This is a genomic window from Streptomyces pilosus (genome assembly GCF_014649835.1).
Taxonomy (GTDB): Bacteria; Actinomycetota; Actinomycetes; order Streptomycetales; family Streptomycetaceae; genus Streptomyces; species Streptomyces pilosus.
The window spans coordinates 25,580-44,756 of record NZ_BMTU01000018.1 but is presented as its reverse complement, the minus strand read 5'-3'; the positions used below and the strand labels follow the sequence as shown (position 1 = coordinate 44,756).

General features: G+C 70.3%; 19 protein-coding genes. 13 read left to right on the top strand and 6 right to left on the bottom strand.

From position 1 onward, the window contains the following. The first annotated feature begins 5 nt into the window (after positions 1 to 5). Both IE118_RS30660 and IE118_RS30655 read left to right on the top strand, forming a co-directional pair. Positions 6 to 1,478: an RDD family protein gene (locus tag IE118_RS30660; protein WP_189561361.1), complete on the top strand. Its 1,473-nt coding sequence runs from the start codon at positions 6 to 8 to the stop codon at positions 1,476 to 1,478. Between the two features lie 64 nt (positions 1,479 to 1,542). After that, a complete protein-coding gene (locus tag IE118_RS30655) occupies positions 1,543 to 2,286 on the top strand; it encodes an RDD family protein (protein WP_189561360.1) in 744 nt (247 codons plus the stop codon). Between the two features lie 36 nt (positions 2,287 to 2,322). Here IE118_RS30655 and IE118_RS30650 read toward each other — a convergent pair whose 3' ends face one another. Then, positions 2,323 to 2,613 carry a hypothetical protein gene (locus IE118_RS30650; protein ID WP_189561359.1) on the bottom strand — a complete coding sequence of 97 codons (291 nt, stop codon included), beginning with the start codon at positions 2,611 to 2,613 and terminating at the stop codon, positions 2,323 to 2,325. 389 nt (positions 2,614 to 3,002) lie between these two features. On the opposite strand from IE118_RS30650, the gene IE118_RS30645 reads away from it, so the two are divergent. Both IE118_RS30645 and IE118_RS30640 read left to right on the top strand, forming a co-directional pair. Beyond that, positions 3,003 to 5,357, top strand: a complete 2,355-nt coding sequence (locus tag IE118_RS30645; protein WP_189561358.1) for an immune inhibitor A domain-containing protein — start codon at positions 3,003 to 3,005, stop codon at positions 5,355 to 5,357. Between the two features lie 134 nt (positions 5,358 to 5,491). Further along, positions 5,492 to 5,824, top strand: coding sequence for a hypothetical protein (locus IE118_RS30640; RefSeq protein WP_189561357.1), 333 nt, complete (start codon positions 5,492 to 5,494; stop codon positions 5,822 to 5,824). 114 nt (positions 5,825 to 5,938) lie between these two features. On the opposite strand, the gene IE118_RS30635 is transcribed toward IE118_RS30640, so the two are convergent. Further along, the gene (locus IE118_RS30635) at positions 5,939 to 6,532 is read right to left on the bottom strand and encodes a nicotinamidase (RefSeq protein ID WP_189561356.1); all 594 of its coding nucleotides are present in this window, start codon (positions 6,530 to 6,532) and stop codon (positions 5,939 to 5,941) included. A gap of 120 nt (positions 6,533 to 6,652) precedes the next feature. After that, positions 6,653 to 8,005 (bottom strand): nicotinate phosphoribosyltransferase, encoded by a 1,353-nt coding sequence (locus IE118_RS30630; protein ID WP_189561355.1) that lies wholly within the window; start codon positions 8,003 to 8,005, stop codon positions 6,653 to 6,655. Between the two features lie 106 nt (positions 8,006 to 8,111). On the opposite strand from IE118_RS30630, the gene clpS reads away from it, so the two are divergent. The 8 genes from clpS (at position 8,112) to IE118_RS30595 (ending at position 14,932) form a co-directional block, all read left to right on the top strand. Further along, positions 8,112 to 8,420, top strand: a complete 309-nt coding sequence (gene clpS / locus IE118_RS30625; RefSeq protein ID WP_189561354.1) for an ATP-dependent Clp protease adapter ClpS — start codon at positions 8,112 to 8,114, stop codon at positions 8,418 to 8,420. Positions 8,421 to 8,475: 55 nt separating this feature from the next. Next, a complete protein-coding gene (locus tag IE118_RS30620) occupies positions 8,476 to 9,078 on the top strand; it encodes a DUF2017 domain-containing protein (RefSeq protein ID WP_189561353.1) in 603 nt (200 codons plus the stop codon). A 363-nt stretch (positions 9,079 to 9,441) separates the two neighbouring features. Continuing rightward, on the top strand, positions 9,442 to 10,983 hold the full coding sequence (locus IE118_RS30615) for an alanine/glycine:cation symporter family protein (RefSeq protein ID WP_189561352.1): 1,542 nt from the start codon (positions 9,442 to 9,444) through the stop codon (positions 10,981 to 10,983). Between the two features lie 412 nt (positions 10,984 to 11,395). Next, a complete protein-coding gene (locus IE118_RS30610) occupies positions 11,396 to 12,820 on the top strand; it encodes an amino acid permease (RefSeq protein ID WP_189561351.1) in 1,425 nt (474 codons plus the stop codon). A gap of 132 nt (positions 12,821 to 12,952) precedes the next feature. Next, a complete protein-coding gene (locus IE118_RS30605) occupies positions 12,953 to 13,375 on the top strand; it encodes a M67 family metallopeptidase (RefSeq protein ID WP_189561350.1) in 423 nt (140 codons plus the stop codon). A 122-nt stretch (positions 13,376 to 13,497) separates the two neighbouring features. After that, positions 13,498 to 13,593 carry a putative leader peptide gene (locus IE118_RS34795; protein WP_351806668.1) on the top strand — a complete coding sequence of 32 codons (96 nt, stop codon included), beginning with the start codon at positions 13,498 to 13,500 and terminating at the stop codon, positions 13,591 to 13,593. Between the two features lie 103 nt (positions 13,594 to 13,696). Further along, a complete protein-coding gene (locus tag IE118_RS30600) occupies positions 13,697 to 13,975 on the top strand; it encodes a MoaD/ThiS family protein (protein WP_189561349.1) in 279 nt (92 codons plus the stop codon). Between the two features lie 6 nt (positions 13,976 to 13,981). Then, positions 13,982 to 14,932, top strand: coding sequence for a PLP-dependent cysteine synthase family protein (locus IE118_RS30595; protein ID WP_030825411.1), 951 nt, complete (start codon positions 13,982 to 13,984; stop codon positions 14,930 to 14,932). A 51-nt stretch (positions 14,933 to 14,983) separates the two neighbouring features. Here IE118_RS30595 and IE118_RS34545 read toward each other — a convergent pair whose 3' ends face one another. Beyond that, entirely contained in the window at positions 14,984 to 15,154 is a 171-nt protein-coding gene (locus IE118_RS34545) for a hypothetical protein (protein ID WP_189561425.1), read from the bottom strand. 201 nt (positions 15,155 to 15,355) lie between these two features. Here IE118_RS34545 and IE118_RS30585 point away from each other — a divergent pair, with 201 nt between their 5' ends. Then, entirely contained in the window at positions 15,356 to 16,108 is a 753-nt protein-coding gene (locus IE118_RS30585) for an MBL fold metallo-hydrolase (protein ID WP_189561348.1), read from the top strand. A 121-nt stretch (positions 16,109 to 16,229) separates the two neighbouring features. Here the strand turns inward: IE118_RS30585 and IE118_RS30580 are convergent, their stop codons facing one another. Continuing rightward, a complete protein-coding gene (locus IE118_RS30580) occupies positions 16,230 to 17,492 on the bottom strand; it encodes a PTS transporter subunit EIIC (protein ID WP_189561347.1) in 1,263 nt (420 codons plus the stop codon). Positions 17,493 to 17,783: 291 nt separating this feature from the next. Beyond that, positions 17,784 to 19,097 (bottom strand): PTS transporter subunit EIIC, encoded by a 1,314-nt coding sequence (locus IE118_RS30575; protein ID WP_189561346.1) that lies wholly within the window; start codon positions 19,095 to 19,097, stop codon positions 17,784 to 17,786. Between the last annotated feature and the right edge of the window lie 80 nt (positions 19,098 to 19,177).

Sequence of the window (19,177 nt, the reverse complement as noted above, 5' to 3'; positions counted from 1 at the left end):
ACGGAATGAGTGCCCCAACCCCGGCCCCCGGTGACGACAGGCCCCGCGAAGGGTACTACCCGGACCCCTCCATCCCCGGATACGTCCGGTACTGGAACGGCGCCTCCTGGGTCCCCGGCACCAGCCGTCCGGCGCCCAAGGACGGCGAGTCGCTCCCGGCGCCCTCCGGCGCCGGGCCGGCGGTGCCCTCCGTCGAGGAGACCGGCCCGCACTTCTTCGACGAGGACCCGGTGGACGAACCGGCGCACCCGTCGCCCGCACCGCCGCCCTCCGCCGCTTCCTCCCCCGGTCCTTCCCCGGCCGAGGCGCAGCACGGCAGCCGGCCCGAACCGGCCTCGGCCTGGGGCGCGGACCGCTCCCACCAGTCCGGCTTCGGCGGCGACCAGGACCGCAGGGTCTCCTGGGGCACCGACCCGCGCGTGCCGCACGCGGCCGCCTCGTCCCCGCCGTCCGCGCCCTCCGCGCCGGAACCCCCGGCAGCCGGCACCGCGGACCCGGGTACCGGGCCGGCCGGCGCGGGCACCTTCGTGCTCCGCGGACCGGTGGCGAACGACCGGCGGACGGCCGGCGCCGGAGCCGGGGACGAGGGCACGATGACCTTCCGCGCCGTCACCCCGCGCGCGGACGACCGGAGCCGGGGACAGGACCCGGCCCCGGCACACCCCGCCCCCGCACGCCCCGGCTTCGGTGCCGGAAAGGCCGCGGCCGCCAGCGCCGCCACCACCCCGGCACCCTCCGGCCCGCAGCGGGCCACCCCACCGGCCGTCCCCCCGCAGACCGCGGCACCCGCCGCTCCCGCTCCCGCCGCGTCCGGCGCCCCCGCGGCTCCGGCTCCCGCCGCGTCCGGCTCCGCGCCCCTGACGAGCGGCTCGGGCGGCGGTCAGTCCTCCTGGGCGCAGCAGGTGCACCGGCTCGCCGGCGGCGAGGAGCCGCCGGTCGCGCCGTGGAAGCCCCCGGTCGACGACCCGTTCCAGGCCGCCGCCCGCCGCCAGGCCGAGGCCCGCCCCGCCGCCCTCGGCAAGCGGCTGGCCGCCCGGCTGCTGGACACGCTCGTCGTCGGCGCCGTCACCGCCGCGGCCGGTGTGCCGCTCGGCATCGCGGCCATGGACCACATCGACGCGAAGATCGAGGCGGCCAAGCTGTCCGGCGAGACCGTCACGGTCTGGCTGCTCGACGGCACCACCTCGGTCCACCTCGGCATCGTCCTCGCCGTCCTCCTCCTCACCGGAGTGCTCTACGAGGTGCTGCCCACCGTCAAGTGGGGGCGCACCCTGGGCAAGAAGCTGCTGGGCCTGGACGTACGGGACATCGAGGGCCACGAGGCCCCCGGCTTCGGCGCGGCGCTGCGCCGCTGGCTCGTCTACAGCGTTCCCGGACTGCTCGTCGTCGGTGTCGTGGGCGTCCTGTGGTGCCTGTTCGACAAGCCCTGGCGGCAGTGCTGGCACGACAAGGCCGCGCACACGTTCGTCGCCGGCTGATCCGGTACTCCGGACGGCGGCTCGCCGGATGCGGGGCCCGGGGGTTCGCGGTCGACTCGGGTGCATGACCACCGAACCGCCCCCCGGCTCCGGTCAGCAGCCGCCGGACGACGACCCGTTCAGGAAACATCCCCCGCCGGGTGGCCCCGGCTCCGAGGGGTCCGGCTCACCCGGGCCCGGCTCTCCCGGGTCCGGCTCCCCGTACGGGGGCGGTCCCGCGGGAGGCGGTGACCCCTACGGAGGTGGCGGCCCGTACGGGGGAGGAGGCCCGTACGGCGGAGGCCCGCCGGGTGGCGGGCCGTTCGGCGGCGGCGGCCCCTACGGGGGCGCTCCCCAGGGCCCCTCCGACCCCCTGGCCGGCATGCCCCCGCTCGCCGACAGCGCCCGGCGCACGCTGGCCCGCGTCATCGACATGATCCTGGTCGGCATCGTGGTGGTCCTGCTCACCTGGCCGTTCGGCGTCAACGAGTACAACGTCGACGGCAACGACGTCAACGTCGGCAACGGCTTCGTGCAGTCCGCCGTCGCCGCCGTGCTCTACATCGCCTACGACACCCTCCTGACCGCCCGCACCGGCCAGACCCTGGGCAAGAGGCTGCTGCACATGAGGGTGGCCGACCTCTCCGACGGCTCCACCCCGTCCGTGCAGACCTCGCTGATGCGGGCCGCCGTGCTGTGGCTGCCGTTCGCGTTCTGCTGCGCCTGCGTCTGGACCGTCATCGCGGGCGGCTGGAGCTACTTCGACCGGCCCTACAAGCAGGGCCTGCACGACAAGGCGGCCAGGACCGTGGTGGTCAGCACCGGATGACGCCGGAGGGCGGGGAAAGGCCCGGGCCGGGGCCCGTCACCGCACCGGTTCGCGCACCGAGTCCCGTACCGGGCCGCGGGCCGGGGAGGGGACGGTGGCCCGTACCGGCTGCGGGGCCGCGGGCCGTGCCACCGTCGCGGAGCGCCGGGGCACCGGGAGCGGAGCGGTCACGGCGACCAGCAGCCCCAGGGCGAGTGCCGACACGGCGACCACCGCGACGCCCGCGCCCGAACTGGTGCCGGACAGCAGCAGCATGGCGACGGTGGAGAAGATCACGGTGCACGAGCCGTAAGCGAACTGAGCCACAGTAGGACGGGGCATGGCCATCGTGTCCTCGGGAGTCGGGGGCTGTCGGCCTGGCTCTCCGCCGGTTCAAGGGCGTTGCGCCAAGCGACTCTAACCGCGAGGGTGCCCGAGCGGAAAGGACGGTAAGCGTGACCTCACCGACGGGGCCGGTGCACAGGGGGCGCACGGAGTCATGACGTCCACCACGTGGACGGTTGCACGCGCCCGCCCGGGGTCGTTCGAAGGTGTCCGGTAAGCGGACCCGTACTCCGCATAATGCAGTTGACCTGTTCAAGTCAAGGTCTGTTTTTTCTGCCGAACCTCTAGTCAAATGTCGTCACTTGACTACACGCGTTGATCACGTGCGTGCGGGACCTTCCACCGACGGAACCTCCTACGGCCGCGCGTGAGCACGCGGGAGGGGATCTCAAGTGACCACTAGACCATGGACGTTCAGAGCGGCCGCGACAGGCGTGGCACTCGCGGCGGTCACCGCCACCTGCTCTGCGTTCACCGTGGCCCAGGCCGACACGGCTGACCAGGCCGACCGGCCCGGCGCCGTGGAGCGGCACGACCCGGCCGAGCGCCACCACGTCGAGCACGACCTCGAGGGGCCGCTCTCCAAGACGCAGGCGGCCCAGCGAGAGGAAGCCCTCAAGCAGGTCATCTCCGGCAAAGCCTCGGTCAAGGACCGTGAGGGCTCGAAGGTCGTCCAGCTCAAGAGCAAGAAGGGCGACGCCAAGTACGTCGAGCTCGGCCGCGAGAAGACCGACAAGATCTTCACGATCCTCGTCGAGTTCGGCGACCAGATAGACAGCCGCTACGGCGGCACCCCGGGCCCGCTGCACAACCAGATCGCCAAGCCGGACCGCAAGGTGGACAACTCCACCGCCTGGCAGGCGGACTACGACCAGCAGCACTTCGAGGACCTGTACTTCGGTTCCGGCAAGGGCGTCGACTCGGTCAAGACGTACTTCGAGAAGCAGTCCTCCGGCCGCTACTCGGTCGACGGCGAGGTCTCCGACTGGGTCAAGGTGCCCTACAACGAGGCCCGTTACGGCTCCAACAAGTGCGTCCCCGACAACTGCGCCTGGTACGCGGTGCAGGACGGCGTGACCGCCTGGGCCGCCGATCAGAAGGCCGCCGGCCGGACCGACGCCCAGATCAAGGCGCAGCTCTCCCGGTACGACGAGTGGGACCGCTACGACTTCGACGGCGACGGCGACTTCAACGAGCCCGACGGCTACATCGACCACTTCCAGATCGTGCACGCCGGCGAGGACGAGTCCGCGGGCGGCGGCGCCCAGGGCGAGGACGCCATCTGGGCCCACCGCTGGTACGCCTTCGGCACCGACGCCGGCGCCACCGGCCCCGAGCAGAACAAGCTCGGCGGCACCCAGATCGGCAACACCGGCATCTGGGTCGGCGACTACACCATCCAGCCGGAGAACGGCGGACTCGGCGTCTTCGCCCACGAGTACGGCCACGACCTCGGCCTGCCGGACCACTACGACACCCAGGGCGGCGAGAACTCCACCGGGTTCTGGACGCTGATGTCCTCGGGTTCCTGGCTGGGCACCGGCAAGAACGAGATCGGCAACCTGCCCGGCGACATGACCGCCTGGGACAAGCTGCAGCTCGGCTGGCTCAACTACGACACGGCCAAGGCCGGCGTCAACTCGTGGCACAAGCTCGGCCTCGCCGAGTACAACACCAAGCACAAGCAGGCGCTGGTCGTCCAGCTCCCGAAGAAGGCCGTCACGACCGAGGTCGTGACCCCGGCCGAGGGACAGACCCAGTGGTGGAGCGGCAGCGGTGACGACCTGCGGAACACGCTGACCCGCAGCGTCGACCTCACCGGCAGGACGTCGGCCGCGCTGACCCTCGACGGCTGGTACGAGATCGAGGCCGACTACGACTTCCTCTACGCCGAGGCGTCGACCGACGGCGGTGCCAACTGGACCGCCCTGGACGGCACGGTGGACGGCTCGCCGATCCCGCGCGACGGCAGCGACAAGCCGGCCCTGCACGGCACGGTCGACGGCTACAAGAAGCTGGCGTACTCCCTGGACGCCTACGCGGGCAAGAAGATCGACCTGCGCTTCCGCTACCAGACCGACGGCGGGGTGGCCCTCAAGGGCTTCGCGGCCGACCGGATCACGGTGACGGCGGACGGCTCCGCGCTGTTCACGGACAACGCCGAGACCGCCGACGGCGCCTGGACGGCAAAGGGCTTCTCCCGCATCGGCGCCTCCTTCACCAAGGAGTACGCGCAGTACTACATCGCCGAGAACCGGCAGTACGTGTCGTACGACGAGACGCTGAAGGTCGGTCCGTACAACTTCGGCTTCGCCAACAGCCGTCCGGACTGGGTGGAGCACTTCCCGTACCAGAACGGCCTGCTGATCTGGAAGTGGGACACCTCCCAGCAGGACAACAACACCAGCGTGCACCCGGGTACCGGTCTGCTCCTGCCGATCGACTCGCACCCGGCCCAGCTGAAGTGGTCCGACGGCACGCTGATGCGCAACCGCATCCAGACCTACGACGCGCCGTTCAGCACCTTCCGCACCGACGCCCTGACGCTGCACAAGGCGGACGTGGCGACGTGGATCCCCTCGTCGAAGGGTGTGCCGGTCTTCAACGACCGCACCAACACCTACTACGACGAGTCGAACCCGACCGCCGGTGTCAAGGTCACTGACACCAACACCAAGATCAAGATCGTCAAGGAGGCCAAGAACGGCTCCACGATCGAGCTCGAGGTCGGGCCTGCCGGTAGGTAAATAGCATCCTCGCAGGTCAGAGCGTGATCGGCGGTGACCCCCTGGCGGGTCACCGCCGATCCGTGTTTAGGTGCCTCCTGTGGCTCTCTTATTGACACCTGTTCCGACGCCGGCTGACTCGGGGGTATGACCGCATGGCCGCAGGAGGTTACTGCAAGCTGCCGAACGGCACGGTGGTGGTGGCGCTGAACCTGCCCAGCCCGGCCGCCGGCGCACCCGCCGGGGTCCGCGTCCTCGTCCACGCCCGGAACCGCGCCCGAGCCCTGACCAGGCTGCGCAACCTGGGCCTGCGAGCGGTCTACCTGCGGGGCAACGCGGCCCCGCCGACCCCCGACGAGATCACCGCGGTGCTGCACCACCCCGACGGCCTCATATGGCGCACGACCCCCGACCCGAGCCCCCTGACGGTGGAACTTTGGCACCCGATCAAGGCCCTGCTGAGACGTCCCACGGAGGCCCAGGCGTAGCGACGCCCCCACGCGGCGGGCAGTCGTGCCCCCTCCGGTACGGAGCCGGCAGCGGGGGAGGCGCCGGCCCGGCGCGGTGAGCCGAAGCGGCGCCCGGCCCGGGCCCGCCCGGGGTCACTGCACCACGGGCTTCCCGGACAGCTCCACCCCCGCCGAGCGCAGCTCCTCCAGCGCCCGCTCGGTCGTCGCCGCCGCGACGCCCGCCGTCAGATCCAGCAGCACCCGCGTCCGGAACCCCTCCCGCGCCGCGTCCAGCGCGGTGGCCCGCACGCAGTGGTCGGTGGCGATCCCCACCACGTCCACCTCCCCGACCTCCCGCTCCCGCAGCCACTGCGCCAGCGGAGTCCCGTTCTCGTCCGTCCCCTCGAAGCCGCTGTAGGCGGCCGAGTAGGCGCCCTTGTCGAACACCGCGTCGATCGCCCCGGACGTCACCGCGGGGGCGAAGTTGGGGTGGAACCCGACCCCCTCCGTCCCGGCGACGCAGTGCGCGGGCCAGGACCGCACGAAGTCGGGGTTGTCGGCGAAGTGTCCGCCGGGCGCGATGTGGTGGTCGCGGGTGGCGGCCACGTGCTGGTAGCCGCCGGCCGAGGCGGCCTGGCCGATCAGCTCGGTGATGGCGGCGGCCACATCCGCCCCGCCGGTCACGGCGAGGCTGCCGCCCTCGCAGAAGTCGTTCTGCACGTCGACGACGATCAGTGCGCGGCGCATGGCGGTGTCCTTCGATGAGGGGTCGGTCGTGTGGGGTGGGGGACGGGGCCCGGCCGGGTGGACCTCCGGGCCTGGGGAACGCGGGGCACCGCGGACAGGGCCGCGGCGGGGGCACCGCCTTTAGCTACCCGACGGCCCGGGCGCGTACTCCGTCGGAATCACGGGTTCCCCGCGGGACAGCTGCGTCGCGGACAGCGGCAGCCCCGCACGCGCCGCCGCGTGCCGGTCGCGGACCACGTCCAGCGGCTCGCGGACGAGCACCTCACCGTCCTCGGCCAGCGGCACCAGCAACTGCCGTCCGGCCAGCTCCGGCGGGACCTCGCCGGTGCCGACGACCTCCGCCTCGGCGACGCCGTAGGCGTCCAGCCGCCTGGCCGCCCACTTGCGGCCGCCGACGGAGGTCTTGCCGCCGGTGGACTTCTTCGCCACCGGCACCAGCGGCGCCGCGGGGTCGTCGGACTCGGCGCGGGCGACCAGCTTGTAGACCATGGAGGCGGTCGGGTGCCCCGAACCGGTCACGAGCTGCGTCCCCACCCCGTACGCGTCCACCGGCGCCGCCGCCAGCGAGGCGATGGCGTACTCGTCCAGGTCCGAGGTCACGGTGATCTTCGTACCGGTGGCGCCCAGCTCGTCGAGCTGCTGCCGCACCCGGTGCGCCACCAGGAGCAGGTCCCCGGAGTCGATCCGCACGGCGCCCAGCTCCGGCCCCGCGATCTCGACGGCCGTGCGGACCGCCTCGGTCACGTCGTAGGTGTCCACCAGCAGCGTCGTGCCGCCGCCGAGGGAGTCCACCTGGGCGCGGAAGGCGTCCCGCTCGCTGTCGTGCAGCAGGGTGAAGGCGTGCGCGGAGGTGCCCACGGTCGGGATGTCGTAGCGGAACCCGGCCGCCAGGTCGGAGGTGGAGGAGAAACCGCCGATGTAGGCGGCCCGGGAGGCGGCCACCGCCGCCAGCTCGTGGGTGCGGCGGGCGCCCATCTCGATCAGCGGCCGGTCACCGGCCGCCGACGCCATCCGGGACGCCGCGGCCGCGATCGCCGAGTCGTGGTTGAGGATCGACAGGATCACCGTCTCCAGGAGCACGCACTCCGCGAAGCTGCCCTCGACCCGCAGGATCGGCGAGCCCGGGAAGTACACCTCCCCCTCCGGGTAGCCCCAGATGTCACCGGAGAAGCGGTATCCGGCCAGCCAGTCCAGGGTCGCCCCGTCGACGATGTTCTTCTCGCGCAGGAACGCGAGGACGTCCGGCTCGAAGCGGAAGTTCTCCACCGCGTCCAGCACCCGCCCGGTGCCGGCCACCACGCCGTAGCGGCGCCCGTTCGGCAGCCGCCGGGTGAAGACCTCGAACACGCTGCGCCGTCCGGCCGTACCGGCCTTCAGCGCCGCCTGCAGCATCGTCAGCTCGTACTGGTCCGTGAAAAGCGCCGTCGAGGGCACGCCCACCCGTCGGCCACGCCCAAGGTCTGCTGTGGTCATGGCAGGAATGCTACCCCCATTTCGTCAGTTTGACGATTTGGGTTCGGGGGGCCGGAACAGCGGGCCGGTTTGTGCGACCACCCCCCTGCGGTGGCAGCATGGGCATGTGACGTCACCCGCACCCCTGGAGATCGAACGCACCGAGTCGGCGGAGGAGGTCTTCGCCGTACCCGAGCCCGACGTCCCGTGGGTCACCATCGTCCACAACGACCCGGTCAACCTCATGAGTTATGTGACGTACGTCTTCCAGTCGTACTTCGGCTACTCCAAGGACAAGGCCACCAAGCTCATGATGGACGTCCACCACAAGGGCCGGGCGGTCGTCTCCAGCGGCACGCGCGAGGAGATGGAACGCGACGTGCAGGCCATGCACGGCTACGGGCTGTGGGCCACCCTCCAGCACGACCGGAAGTGACCGAGCCGGACATGACCCGACCCCGCCCGCAGGACCGGAAGTAGCGATCGCCGCCATGCCAGGAACCTTCGAACCGCTCCCCGGCGGCGGCGCGGCCGTCGCCCTCGACGACGTCGAGATCTCCATCATCCGGTCGCTGGCCGTGCAGATGATGGAGCTCATCGGCCCCGGGACCGCCGGGGAGGCATCGGGCGACCCGCTCGCCGACCTGTTCGCCGACGGTCCGAGCGAACCGCCCTCCGACCCCGTGCTGCGCCGCCTCTTCCCCGACGCCTACGGCGACCCCGAGGGCACCCCGCAGCCGGCGGAGGCCGAGCAGCAGCGGGCGTACTCCGCCGAGTTCCGCCGCTACACCGAGAACGACCTGCGGGCCGGCAAGCGCGACAACGCCCTCGCGGTGATCCGCTCCCTGGACGCGCTCAGCCCGGCGGGCCGGGAAGGCGCGGTGCTCAAGCTGTCCCCGGACGCGTCCCGCCAGTGGCTCGGCGCCCTGAACGACCTGCGCCTGGCGATCGGCTCCCGGCTGGAGATCAGCGACGAGGACGACAGCGACCTGCTCTTCCACCTCCCCGACGAGGACCCGCGCAAGCCGATGGTGATGGCCTACCTGTGGCTCGGGGGGCTTCAGGAGACGCTCGTCTCGACGCTCATGCCGTAAACGTGCCCCATACATCCAAAAAGATCCCCTGATCTGTTCGCTCAGAGGAACCTCAAGTCCGGATAACGATCCCGTCACCGCCCCTGCGTATTTGCCGCGCAGGGGCGTTTTCGTGTGACCCGCGTCACTCATGATCAGGTAAACGGCGTGGTAAGAATCGGCAACTTGCTTGCGGCCCACTCCCCGCCGTGAGCAAGAAGCCGGCCACCGCCGGTGTGGAGGAACCAGCACGCCCAGGACGACGGACCCGGTTCACCGGGCCGCCGGCCGCCGCCGTCGCCGAGCGCGACGTGGGCCCCGCCCACGTCGTCACCCGCTCCGCTGCGCACGCCAGCACGTCCCCGCGCCATCTGAGGAAGTTCGATGTCACTCGACTCCATCACGCAAAACATCGACGACGCCGTAAGTGATTTCTTCGACCCTGTCGCGACCACCGTCGGCGACATCGTCTTCTACACCGTCCCGGTCGGTGACGCCGATCTTCCGCTCATCGTCGCCTGGCTCGTGATCGCCGGCCTGGTCTTCACCGGCTGGTTCGGCTTCGTCCAGGCACGCAAACTGAAACTCGCCCTGGACGTCGTCCGCGGCAAGTACGACGAGAAGGACGCCCCCGGGGAGGTCAACCACTTCCAGGCGCTGACGGCCGCGGTCTCCGGCACCGTCGGCCTCGGCAACATCGCCGGTGTCGCCGTCGCCGTCTCCATCGGCGGCCCGGGTGCCACCTTCTGGATGATCCTCTGCGGCCTGCTCGGCATGGCCACCAAGTTCGTCGAGGTCACCCTCGGTGTGAAGTACCGCGAGGAACACGCCGACGGCACCGTCTCCGGCGGCCCCATGCACTACCTGCCCAAGGGCCTCGCCGAGCGCTTCGGCAGCGGTGGCGCCAAGCTCGGCAAGGTGCTCGCCGTCCTGGCCTCCGCCATGATCCTCTTCTTCGGTCTCTTCGGCGGCAACCTGTTCCAGACCAACCAGAGCTACGCGCAGATCTCCTCCACCTTCGGCGGCGAGGACGGCTTCCTGGCCAGCTCCGCGGGTGCCGTGCTCTTCGGGCTCCTGGTGGCCGTCCTGGTCGGTCTCGTGCTGCTCGGCGGCATCCGCTCGATCGCCTCCGTCACCAGCCGTCTGGTCCCCGCCATGGCGATCATGTACGTCGTGGCCTGTCTGGTCGTCATCCTGACGAACGTCACCGCCGTGCCCGACGCGATCGGCAGCATCTTCCGGGGCGCCTTCGAGGCGGACGGCGTCGCGGGCGGCATCATCGGCGCCCTGATCGTCGGCTTCCAGCGTGCCGCCTTCTCCAACGAGGCCGGCATCGGTTCCGCGCCCATCGCCCACTCCGCGGTCAAGACCAAGCACCCCGCCAGCGAGGGTCTGGTGGCGCTGCTCGAGCCCTTCATCGACACGGTCATCGTCTGCACCATGACCGCGCTGACCATCGTCATCGCCAACCCCGCCAGCTGGGGCGAGGCCCGCGAGGGTGAGAACATCGGCGGCGTCACCATCACCTCCGACGCCTTCGCCACCGTCCTGCCCTGGTTCCCCCACCTGCTGACCGTCGCGGTGCTGCTGTTCGCCTTCTCCACGATCCTCACCTGGGGGTACTACGGCCTCAAGGCCTGGACGTACCTCTTCGGCCGCAGCAAGGTCAGCGAGACGACCTTCAAGGTGACCTGGAGCGTGTTCGTGATCGCGGGTTCCCTGCTCTCCCTCGACTCGCTGATCAGCCTCGCCGACTCGGCGCTCTTCCTGCTCGCGGTGTTCAACATCATCGGCCTCTACCTGCTGGCCCCCGTGGTCAAGCGGGAACTGAACTCCTTCCTCGAATTCGTCCGCGCCCGCGGGACCGGAGCCGGTGCCGAGGCGGAGGGCACCGAGGCCGAGGTCGTCGACGCGCCCCAGCGGTAGCTTCCGCGCCCGAGGGGCCCGTCCGTACCCGCACCGGTACGGACGGGCCCCTTCCGTTTCTCGTTCTACCTGCAATTTGTGCACAGGTGTTCGCTCAATGGACTCTCAAATCCGCATAACGATCGCGTCAAACGGGCGGCCGCGTTTTCGGTCCGCGGTCCCCTTTCTCCGTATTTTCCTGTGATCTGCATCTCGTCGGAGTGGGTGGTGCGGTCCAGCCGCCGTGATAGATCTTCACGACCGCCCGGCGAACGCCACCCGAACGTTCGGCCGGGTGCGCCACCGAGCCGGTCACCGCCGGCCAGGCACGGGCGGACTCCTCCGAGTCCGCTCAGCTCCATCAGTCCGGGGGGATCGAGACCCGATCCGAGGCCGAGCGGCCCGGGTCGGCATGGAGAAAGGCGCAGCACACATGGCCTCACCGCAGGTCGACACGGAGTCCGTACCCGAGGAGGGGTACGAGCGCGGCCTCAACAGCCGCCAGGTCCAGATGATCGCCATCGGCGGCGCCATCGGCGTCGGACTCTTCCTGGGCGCCGGGGCGAACATCGCCAAGGCGGGCCCCAGCCTGATCGTGATGTACGCCCTCGCCGGCGTGATCATCTTCTTCATCATGCGGGCGCTCGGAGAGCTGCTGCTCTACCGTCCGGTGTCCGGCTCCTTCGCCGAGTACTCGCGCGAGTTCCTCGGCCCGTTCTTCGGCTACTTCACCGGCTGGACCTACTGGCTGATGTGGGTGGTCACCGGCATGGCGGAGCTGACCGCCGCCGCCATCTACATCAACTACTGGTTCCCGGCGATCCCGCAGTGGACGTCGGCCCTGGTCTTCCTGATCATCCTGTTCGGCGCCAACCTCATCTCGGTGAAGCTGTTCGGCGAGATCGAGTTCTGGTTCTCGATGGTCAAGGTCACCGCGATCATCGGCATGATCGTGATCGGTCTCGGCGTGCTCACCCTCGGCTTCAGCCAGGCCGGCGACACCGCCGCCGTCTCCAACCTCTGGGCCTTCGACGGCTTCTTCCCCAAGGGCATCGGCTCCTCCCTGATGACCCTCCAGGGCGTCATGTTCGCCTACCTCGCCGTCGAGCTCGTCGGCGTCACCGCCGGTGAGTCCGAGAACCCCGAGAAGACCCTGCCCAAGGCGATCAACACCCTGCCCTGGCGCATCGCCCTCTTCTACGTCGGTGCCCTCACCGTCATCCTGTGCGTGGTCAAGTGGACCGAGTTCTCCGCCGACGCCAGCCCCTTCGTGAAGGCGTTCGCCGTCATCGGCATCCCCGCCGGCGCCGGCATCGTGAACTTCGTCGTGCTCACCGCCGCGCTGTCCTCCTGCAACTCCGGCATGTACTCCACCGGCCGCATGCTGCGCAACCTCGCCGACAACGGCGAGGCCCCGCGGATCTTCCGCAAGCTCTCCTCCCGCAAGACCCCGGCGTTCGGCATCGCCACCTCCGTGGTCTTCATGGGCATCGGCGTCGTCCTGAACTACGTCGTCCCGGAGAAGGCCTTCGGCTACGTCATGTCCATCGCCACCGCCGCCGGCATCTGGACCTGGCTGATGATCCTGGTCAGCCACGTCCTCTACCGCCGCAAGGTCGTCGCGGGCCGGCTGCCCGCCTCCTCCTTCCCGGCACCCGGCGGCTCGGTCTGCTCCTACATCGCCATCGTGTTCCTGCTCTTCGTCACCGCGCTCATCGCGATCGACGCGGACGCCCGGATCTGTCTGTACGTGATGGCCGGCTGGGCCATCGCCCTCGGCATCGGCTGGATGATCCTCAAGAGCCGCAACCCGCAGGTCACCCAGCGCGACGAGAGCCATTTCGAGAAGGTGGGCTGACCCCCACCCAGGACGCCGGCGACGGGGGGCACTCGTGGCGCTCCCCGCCGCCATCCGCTCAAGGCGTCCGGCATACGGGCCGTTCCGTACCACCCCTCGGTACGGAACGGCCCGTTGCCTATCCTGGGCCCCATGCTGACCATCACCCAGGCCCTGTACGACCAGATCGTGGCCCACGCCCGCCAGGACCACCCCGACGAGGCGTGCGGCGTGGTGGCGGGCCCGGTGGGCTCCGGCCGCCCCGAGCGCTTCATCCCCATGCTGAACGCCGCCCGCTCGCCCACCTTCTACGAGTTCGACTCCCAGGACCTGCTGAAGCTGTACCGGGAGATGGACGACCGCGACGAGGAACCCGTGGTCATCTACCACTCCCACACCGCGACCGAGGCCTACCCCTCCCGCACCGACGTCACCTACGCCAACGAGCCCGGCGCCCACTACGTCCTGGTCTCCACCGCCGACACCGACGACGCCGGCGAGTTCCAGTTCCGCTCGTTCCGCATCGTCGAGGGCGAGATCACCGAGGAGGAGGTCAAGGTCGTCGAGGCCTACTGACCGCGGGCCCCGGCCCCGGTCCCGCCGCGCCGTCCCCGGCCCGTCCCGTATCGCGGAAGCGAGGTGTCCGCACAGTGAGATCACACTCCGGAGGCCCGTCCGGGAATCGATACGATGACCCCATGGTTCTCCTCGACGTGAGTGACACAGCGCCGGGCGCACTGCTCGTGGCGCGGCTGCACGTCGACCTGTGCCGGCTGAACAGCGCCATCTGTTGATCCCCGCCGCCGCCGTACGGCCGAGTGCCGCGGCGGACTGCCGCGTGCCGCCGCGCGCCCTTCCCGAACCCACGACAGACACATCCGACAGGAGCCCTCAGCCATGGCCATCGAGGTCCGCATCCCGACCATCCTCCGCCAGTACACCGACGGCCAGAAGGCGGTGGAAGGCACCGGGAGCACCATCGCCGAGCTCTTCACCGACCTCGAGACCCGGCACGCGGGCATCCACGCCCGCATCGTGGACGGCGAGCAGCTGCGCCGCTTCGTCAACGTCTACCTCAACGACGAGGACGTCCGCTTCCTCGACGGCATCAACACCAAGCTGTCCGACGGCGACAGCGTGACGATCCTGCCGGCGGTGGCCGGCGGTATGGCCTGATCGGCGATGCGATACGACTCCCCGCTGGCCGCGGTGGGCAACACCCCCCTGGTGCGCCTGCCGCGGCTCTCGCCGTCCGCCGACGTCCGCATCTGGGCGAAGCTGGAGGACCGCAACCCCACCGGCTCCATCAAGGACCGCCCCGCCCTGTTCATGATCGAGCAGGCGGAGAAGGACGGCCGCCTCACCCCCGGCTGCACCATCCTGGAGCCGACCAGCGGCAACACCGGCATCTCCCTGGCCATGGCCGCCAAGCTCAAGGGCTACCGCATGGTCTGCGTCATGCCCGAGAACACCTCGCAGGAACGCCGTGACCTGCTCGGCATGTGGGGTGCGGAGATCATCTCCTCCCCGGCCGCCGGCGGCTCCAACACCGCCGTGCGCGTCGCCAAGGAGCTCTCCGCCGAACACCCCGACTGGGTGATGCTCTACCAGTACGGCAACCCGGACAACGCCGGCGCCCACTACGCGACCACCGGCCCCGAGATCCTCGCCGACCTGCCGTCCCTCACCCACTTCGTGGCCGGCCTCGGCACCACCGGCACCCTCATGGGCGTCGGCCGCTACCTGCGCGAGCACAAGCCCGACGTCAGGATCGTCGCCGCGGAGCCGCGCTACGACGACCTCGTCTACGGCCTGCGCAACCTCGACGAGGGCTTCGTCCCCGAGCTCTACGACGCCTCCGTCCTCACCACCCGCTTCTCCGTCGGCTCCGCCGACGCCGTCACCCGCACCCGGGAACTCCTCCAGCAGGAGGGCATCTTCGCCGGCGTGTCCACCGGCGCCGCCCTGCACGCGGCCATCGGCGTCGCCAACAAGGCGCTCAAGGCGGGGGAGAGCGCCGACGTCGTCTTCGTCGTCGCCGACGGCGGCTGGAAGTACCTCTCGACCGGCGTCTACACGGCCGCCACCACCGAAGAGGCCATCGACACCCTCCAGGGTCAGCTCTGGGCGTGACACCGAGCGCCAAGACGCCACAAGGGGCCGGAGCACCTCGTCTCCGGCCCCTCACGCGTCCTCGGAGTCGTGGTCCGGGCCGCCGCCGTCACGGGACCCGCCGCGCCTCCCGCTTCCGCGACCCCGCCGGGGCCGGTGCCCTCGCCCCCACCCGTCGACGAGCGCCGTGACGAACGCGAGCAGTACCACCGCGACGAGCGCGAGCCACCAGGCCGTGTCCATGCCCGGACCGTACCGGCGCGGACCACCACCGTGCGCCTTCGCGTCACCGGGATGCGCCGCTTCCAGCCGAACCGGTGACAGCACAGGTGAGTTCGCCCACAACGGCCCCTGGTGGAGGAGCGACCGAAGGTTTCGCGCCTTACGCTCGACAAACCGCACGACCCCCGTCTCTCCACACCCGCCAGCGGAGGTTTCTGCTTCATGAAGCTCACCGTCGTCGGCTGCTCGGGGTCGTTCCCGTCCGCGGAATCGGCCTGCTCGAGCTACCTCGTCGAGGCCGACGGCTTCCGGCTGCTTCTCGACATGGGCAACGGTGCCCTGGGCGAGCTGCAGCGCCACTGCGGTCTCTACGACCTCGACGCGATCTTCCTCAGCCACCTGCACGCCGACCACTGCATCGACATGTGCGGCTACTTCGTCGCGCGCTACTACCGGCACGACGGCGGCCGCTGCGAGCCCCTCCCGGTCTACGGACCCGAGGGCACCGAACACCGGCTGATCACCGCCTACGCCGACACCCCCTCGGCCTCCTCCATGAGCGAGGTCTTCGACTTCCACACGGTCAAGCCGTCCACCTTCGAGATCGGCCCGTTCCTCGTCCACACCGAGCGCGTCGCGCACCCGGTCGAGGCGTACGGCATCCGCATCGAGCACGGCGGGCGGACCCTGACCTACTCCGGCGACACGGGTGTCAGCCCCGCGCTCGACGACCTCGCCCGCGACGCCGACCTCTTCCTGTGCGAGGCCGCCTTCACGCACGGCAAGGAGAACATCCCCGACCTGCACCTCAACGGCCGCGAGGCGGGTGAGACGGCCGCCCGCGCGGGCGCCCGCCGGCTGATCCTCACCCACATCCCCCCGTGGACCGACCCGCAGATCAACCTCACCGACGCCCGCGCGGTCTACCCCGGCCCGGTGGGCCTGGCCTCCCCGGGGACGACGTACGAGATCTGAGCACGCCGGCCGCGGCCGCCCCGGTACCGGCGCACCCGCCGTGCCGGGGCACCGGGGCGGACAGCGCGAAGGCCCGGCCGTATCGGCCGGGCCTTCGCGTGTGTGAGCGGGTCGCAGCGGGTTACTTCGCCTCGGCCTTCTGCAGTTCCGCCAGTTCCTCGTCCGACTCCCGGCCGGGCGTCGGCAGGTTGAACCTGGTGATGGCGAAGCGGAAGACCACGTAGTAGAGCGCTGCGAAGCACAGGCCTACCAGCGCCAGGCCCCACGGGTTGCTGGCGATGCCGAGGTTGAGGAAGAAGTCGACCGCGCCGGCCGAGAAGCCGAAGCCGTCCTTCATGCCCAGGGCCCACGTCAGCGCCATGGACACACCGGTCAGCACCGCGTGGATGGCGTAGAGCACCGGCGCGATGAACATGAAGGTGAACTCGATCGGCTCGGTGACGCCCGTCACGAACGAGGTGAGCGCGAGGGAGAACATCATGCCGCCGACGACCTTGCGGCGCTCGGGCCGGGCGCAGTGCACGATGGCCAGGCAGGCCGCCGGGAGGGCGAACATCATGATCGGGAAGAAGCCGGTCATGAACTGGCCGGCGGTCGGGTCCCCGGCCAGGAAGCGCGCGATGTCGCCGCTCTTGCCCTCGTACTCGCCCGCCTGGAACCACGGGAAGGAGTTCAGCAGGTGGTGCATGCCGATCGGGATGAGAGCGCGGTTGGCGACGCCGAAGACACCGGCGCCGACGGCGCCCGAGCCCACCAGCCATTCGCCGAAGTTGTGCAGCACGGTGCCGAGGACCGGCCAGATGTAACCGAAGACGATGCCGATCAGCAGACCGGCGAAGGCGGACAGGATCGGCACCAGGCGGCGGCCGCCGAAGAAGCCGGCCCAGTCCGGGAGCTTCGTGCGGTAGAAGCGCTGGTAGAGCAGCGCCACCACGATGCCCATCACCACACCGCCGAGGACCTTGGCGTCCACCGGCGCGTCCACCATGACGACCTTGCCGTCGACGGCCTTGGCCACCTGGGGAAGGTTCTCGTCGGTGAAGGTGGCCAGCACGTTCTTGAAGACCAGGTAGCCGACGACCGCCGCGAGAGCGGTCGAACCGTCCGACTTCTTCGCGAAGCCGATCGCGATGCCCACGGCGAACAGCAGCGCCATGTTGTCGAGGATCGCGTTGCCGCCGGCCGCCATGAAGCCGGCGATCTTGGTAATGAAGGCGGGGAACGAGTCGCGCCCCAGCATGTCCGTGTTGCCGAGGCGCACCAGCAGTGCCGCCGCGGGCAGCACCGCGACCGGCAGCATGAGGCTGCGGCCGATGCGCTGCAGGACGGCCATCGCGCCGGCGCCCCTCTTCTTGTCGGCGGTTGCCGTGCTCGCCGTGGTCATCGTGCTCCTCCTGTGGGCAAGGCGCCGCCAGGGGACACATGAGGACGGCGGCGTCCCGAATGCGCGGCGGGAACCCCACAGCGCATGGTCTACACCACTAAGTGGTGTAGACCTGTTGTAGCACGATGAAGGCCACGTAAGGAACCCGCGAAAACGCGACCGCGGGACTACGCACCGTGCCCGCCCCGCACCCGCCCCGCGCCCCGAAGCGGAACCCGTCGCGGGCGCACCGAAAAGCCCCCGGACCACGACGGACCGAGGGCTCGAACAGCCGCCTGGAAGCCTAGAGGATCACGCCTTCGTCGCGTCCTCCACCTCCTCCTCCGCCTCCCGCCCCGGGGTCTTCAGATCGAACCGCGTGATCGCGAAACGGAAGATCGCGTAGTACAGCGCCGCGAACACCAGGCCGATCGGGATGATCAGCCACGGCCTGGTCGCCAGGTTCCAGTTGATGACGTAGTCGATCAGCCCCGCCGAGAAGCTGAACCCGTCGTGCACCCCCAGCCCCCAGGTCACCGCCATCGACACCCCCGTCAGCACCGCGTGCACCACGTACAGCAGCGGCGCCACGAACAGGAACGAGTACTCGATCGGCTCCGTGATCCCCGTGACGAACGACGTCAGCGCCACCGACAGCATCAGGCCGCCGACCTCCTTGCGCCGGGCCGGCCGCGCGCAGTGCGTGATCGCCAGCGCCGCCGCCGGCAACGCGAACATCATGATCGGGAAGAACCCGGACAGGAACTGCCCCGCCTCCGGATCACCCGCCAGGAACATGTTGATGTCACCGTGCACCACCGTCCCGTCCGGCTTCGTGTACGAACCGAACTGGAACCAGATGGGCACGTTCAGGAACTGGTGCAGCCCCACCACCAGCAGCGCCCGGTTCGCCACACCGAACACACCCGCACCCCACGCGCCCAGGTCGCTCATCCAGTCGCTGAAACTCTCCAGCGCCTCCCCGATCGGCGGCCACACCCACAGGCACACCGCCGCGAACGCGATCGCCGCGAACGCCATGATGATCGGCACCAGACGCCGCCCGTTGAAGAAGCCCAGCCAGTCCACCAGCCTCGTCCGGTGGAACCGCTGCCACAGGTACGCCGCCATCAACCCGATCACGATGCCGCCGAACACCCCCGGGTTCTGGAACGTGAACGCCGTCACCGTCCCCGACCCGTCGGTCACCTGACACCCCACCTGCGGCACCGCCCGCGAACCCTCCGGACAGTCCTCCGGGAACTGGCGCAGCACGTTGAAGTAGACGAGGAACCCCGCCACCGCCGCCAGCGCCGTCGAACCGTCCGACTTCTTCGCCATCCCGATGGCCACACCCACGCAGAACAGCAGCGGCAGCCCCAGCGAACCGTCCAGCAGGGCGCCACCCGCCCCCACCATCACCTTCGAGACGTCCGTCCACCCCAGACCGTCGTCCCCGAACACGTCCGGCTGCCCCAGCCGGTTCAGGATCCCGGCCGCCGGCAGCACCGCGATCGGCAGCTGCAGACTCCGCCCCATCTTCTGCAGACCCTGGAACAACCGGTTCCAGCGCTCCCGCGCCGAACCCGCCGTAGGCTCGGCACCGGCAGGACTGTCGGCACTCATCCGGCCCCCTTCGCTGGAACACGGCCACCACGGGCACGACGGGTTTGTCCGCGGTCCACCCGGTGGTGTAGACCAGTGGG

Excerpts from the sequence above, each read along its gene's own strand:
- IE118_RS30600 (WP_189561349.1), top strand. The coding sequence starts at position 13,697 with ATGGCCATCGAGGTCCGCATCCCGACCATCCTCCGCCAGTACACCGAC.
- IE118_RS30605 (WP_189561350.1), top strand. The coding sequence starts at position 12,953 with ATGCTGACCATCACCCAGGCCCTGTACGACCAGATCGTGGCCCACGCC.
- IE118_RS30655 (WP_189561360.1), top strand. The coding sequence starts at position 1,543 with ATGACCACCGAACCGCCCCCCGGCTCCGGTCAGCAGCCGCCGGACGAC.
- IE118_RS34545 (WP_189561425.1), bottom strand. The coding sequence starts at position 15,154 with ATGGACACGGCCTGGTGGCTCGCGCTCGTCGCGGTGGTACTGCTCGCG.
- IE118_RS30585 (WP_189561348.1), top strand. The coding sequence starts at position 15,356 with ATGAAGCTCACCGTCGTCGGCTGCTCGGGGTCGTTCCCGTCCGCGGAA.
- IE118_RS30640 (WP_189561357.1), top strand. The coding sequence starts at position 5,492 with ATGGCCGCAGGAGGTTACTGCAAGCTGCCGAACGGCACGGTGGTGGTG.
- IE118_RS30660 (WP_189561361.1), top strand. The coding sequence starts at position 6 with ATGAGTGCCCCAACCCCGGCCCCCGGTGACGACAGGCCCCGCGAAGGG.
- IE118_RS30620 (WP_189561353.1), top strand. The coding sequence starts at position 8,476 with ATGCCAGGAACCTTCGAACCGCTCCCCGGCGGCGGCGCGGCCGTCGCC.
- IE118_RS34795 (WP_351806668.1), top strand. The coding sequence starts at position 13,498 with ATGGTTCTCCTCGACGTGAGTGACACAGCGCCGGGCGCACTGCTCGTG.
- IE118_RS30580 (WP_189561347.1), bottom strand. The coding sequence starts at position 17,492 with ATGACCACGGCGAGCACGGCAACCGCCGACAAGAAGAGGGGCGCCGGC.
- IE118_RS30575 (WP_189561346.1), bottom strand. The coding sequence starts at position 19,097 with ATGAGTGCCGACAGTCCTGCCGGTGCCGAGCCTACGGCGGGTTCGGCG.
- IE118_RS30650 (WP_189561359.1), bottom strand. The coding sequence starts at position 2,613 with ATGGCCATGCCCCGTCCTACTGTGGCTCAGTTCGCTTACGGCTCGTGC.
- IE118_RS30595 (WP_030825411.1), top strand. The coding sequence starts at position 13,982 with ATGCGATACGACTCCCCGCTGGCCGCGGTGGGCAACACCCCCCTGGTG.
- IE118_RS30615 (WP_189561352.1), top strand. The coding sequence starts at position 9,442 with ATGTCACTCGACTCCATCACGCAAAACATCGACGACGCCGTAAGTGAT.
- IE118_RS30635 (WP_189561356.1), bottom strand. The coding sequence starts at position 6,532 with ATGCGCCGCGCACTGATCGTCGTCGACGTGCAGAACGACTTCTGCGAG.
- IE118_RS30630 (WP_189561355.1), bottom strand. The coding sequence starts at position 8,005 with ATGACCACAGCAGACCTTGGGCGTGGCCGACGGGTGGGCGTGCCCTCG.
- IE118_RS30610 (WP_189561351.1), top strand. The coding sequence starts at position 11,396 with ATGGCCTCACCGCAGGTCGACACGGAGTCCGTACCCGAGGAGGGGTAC.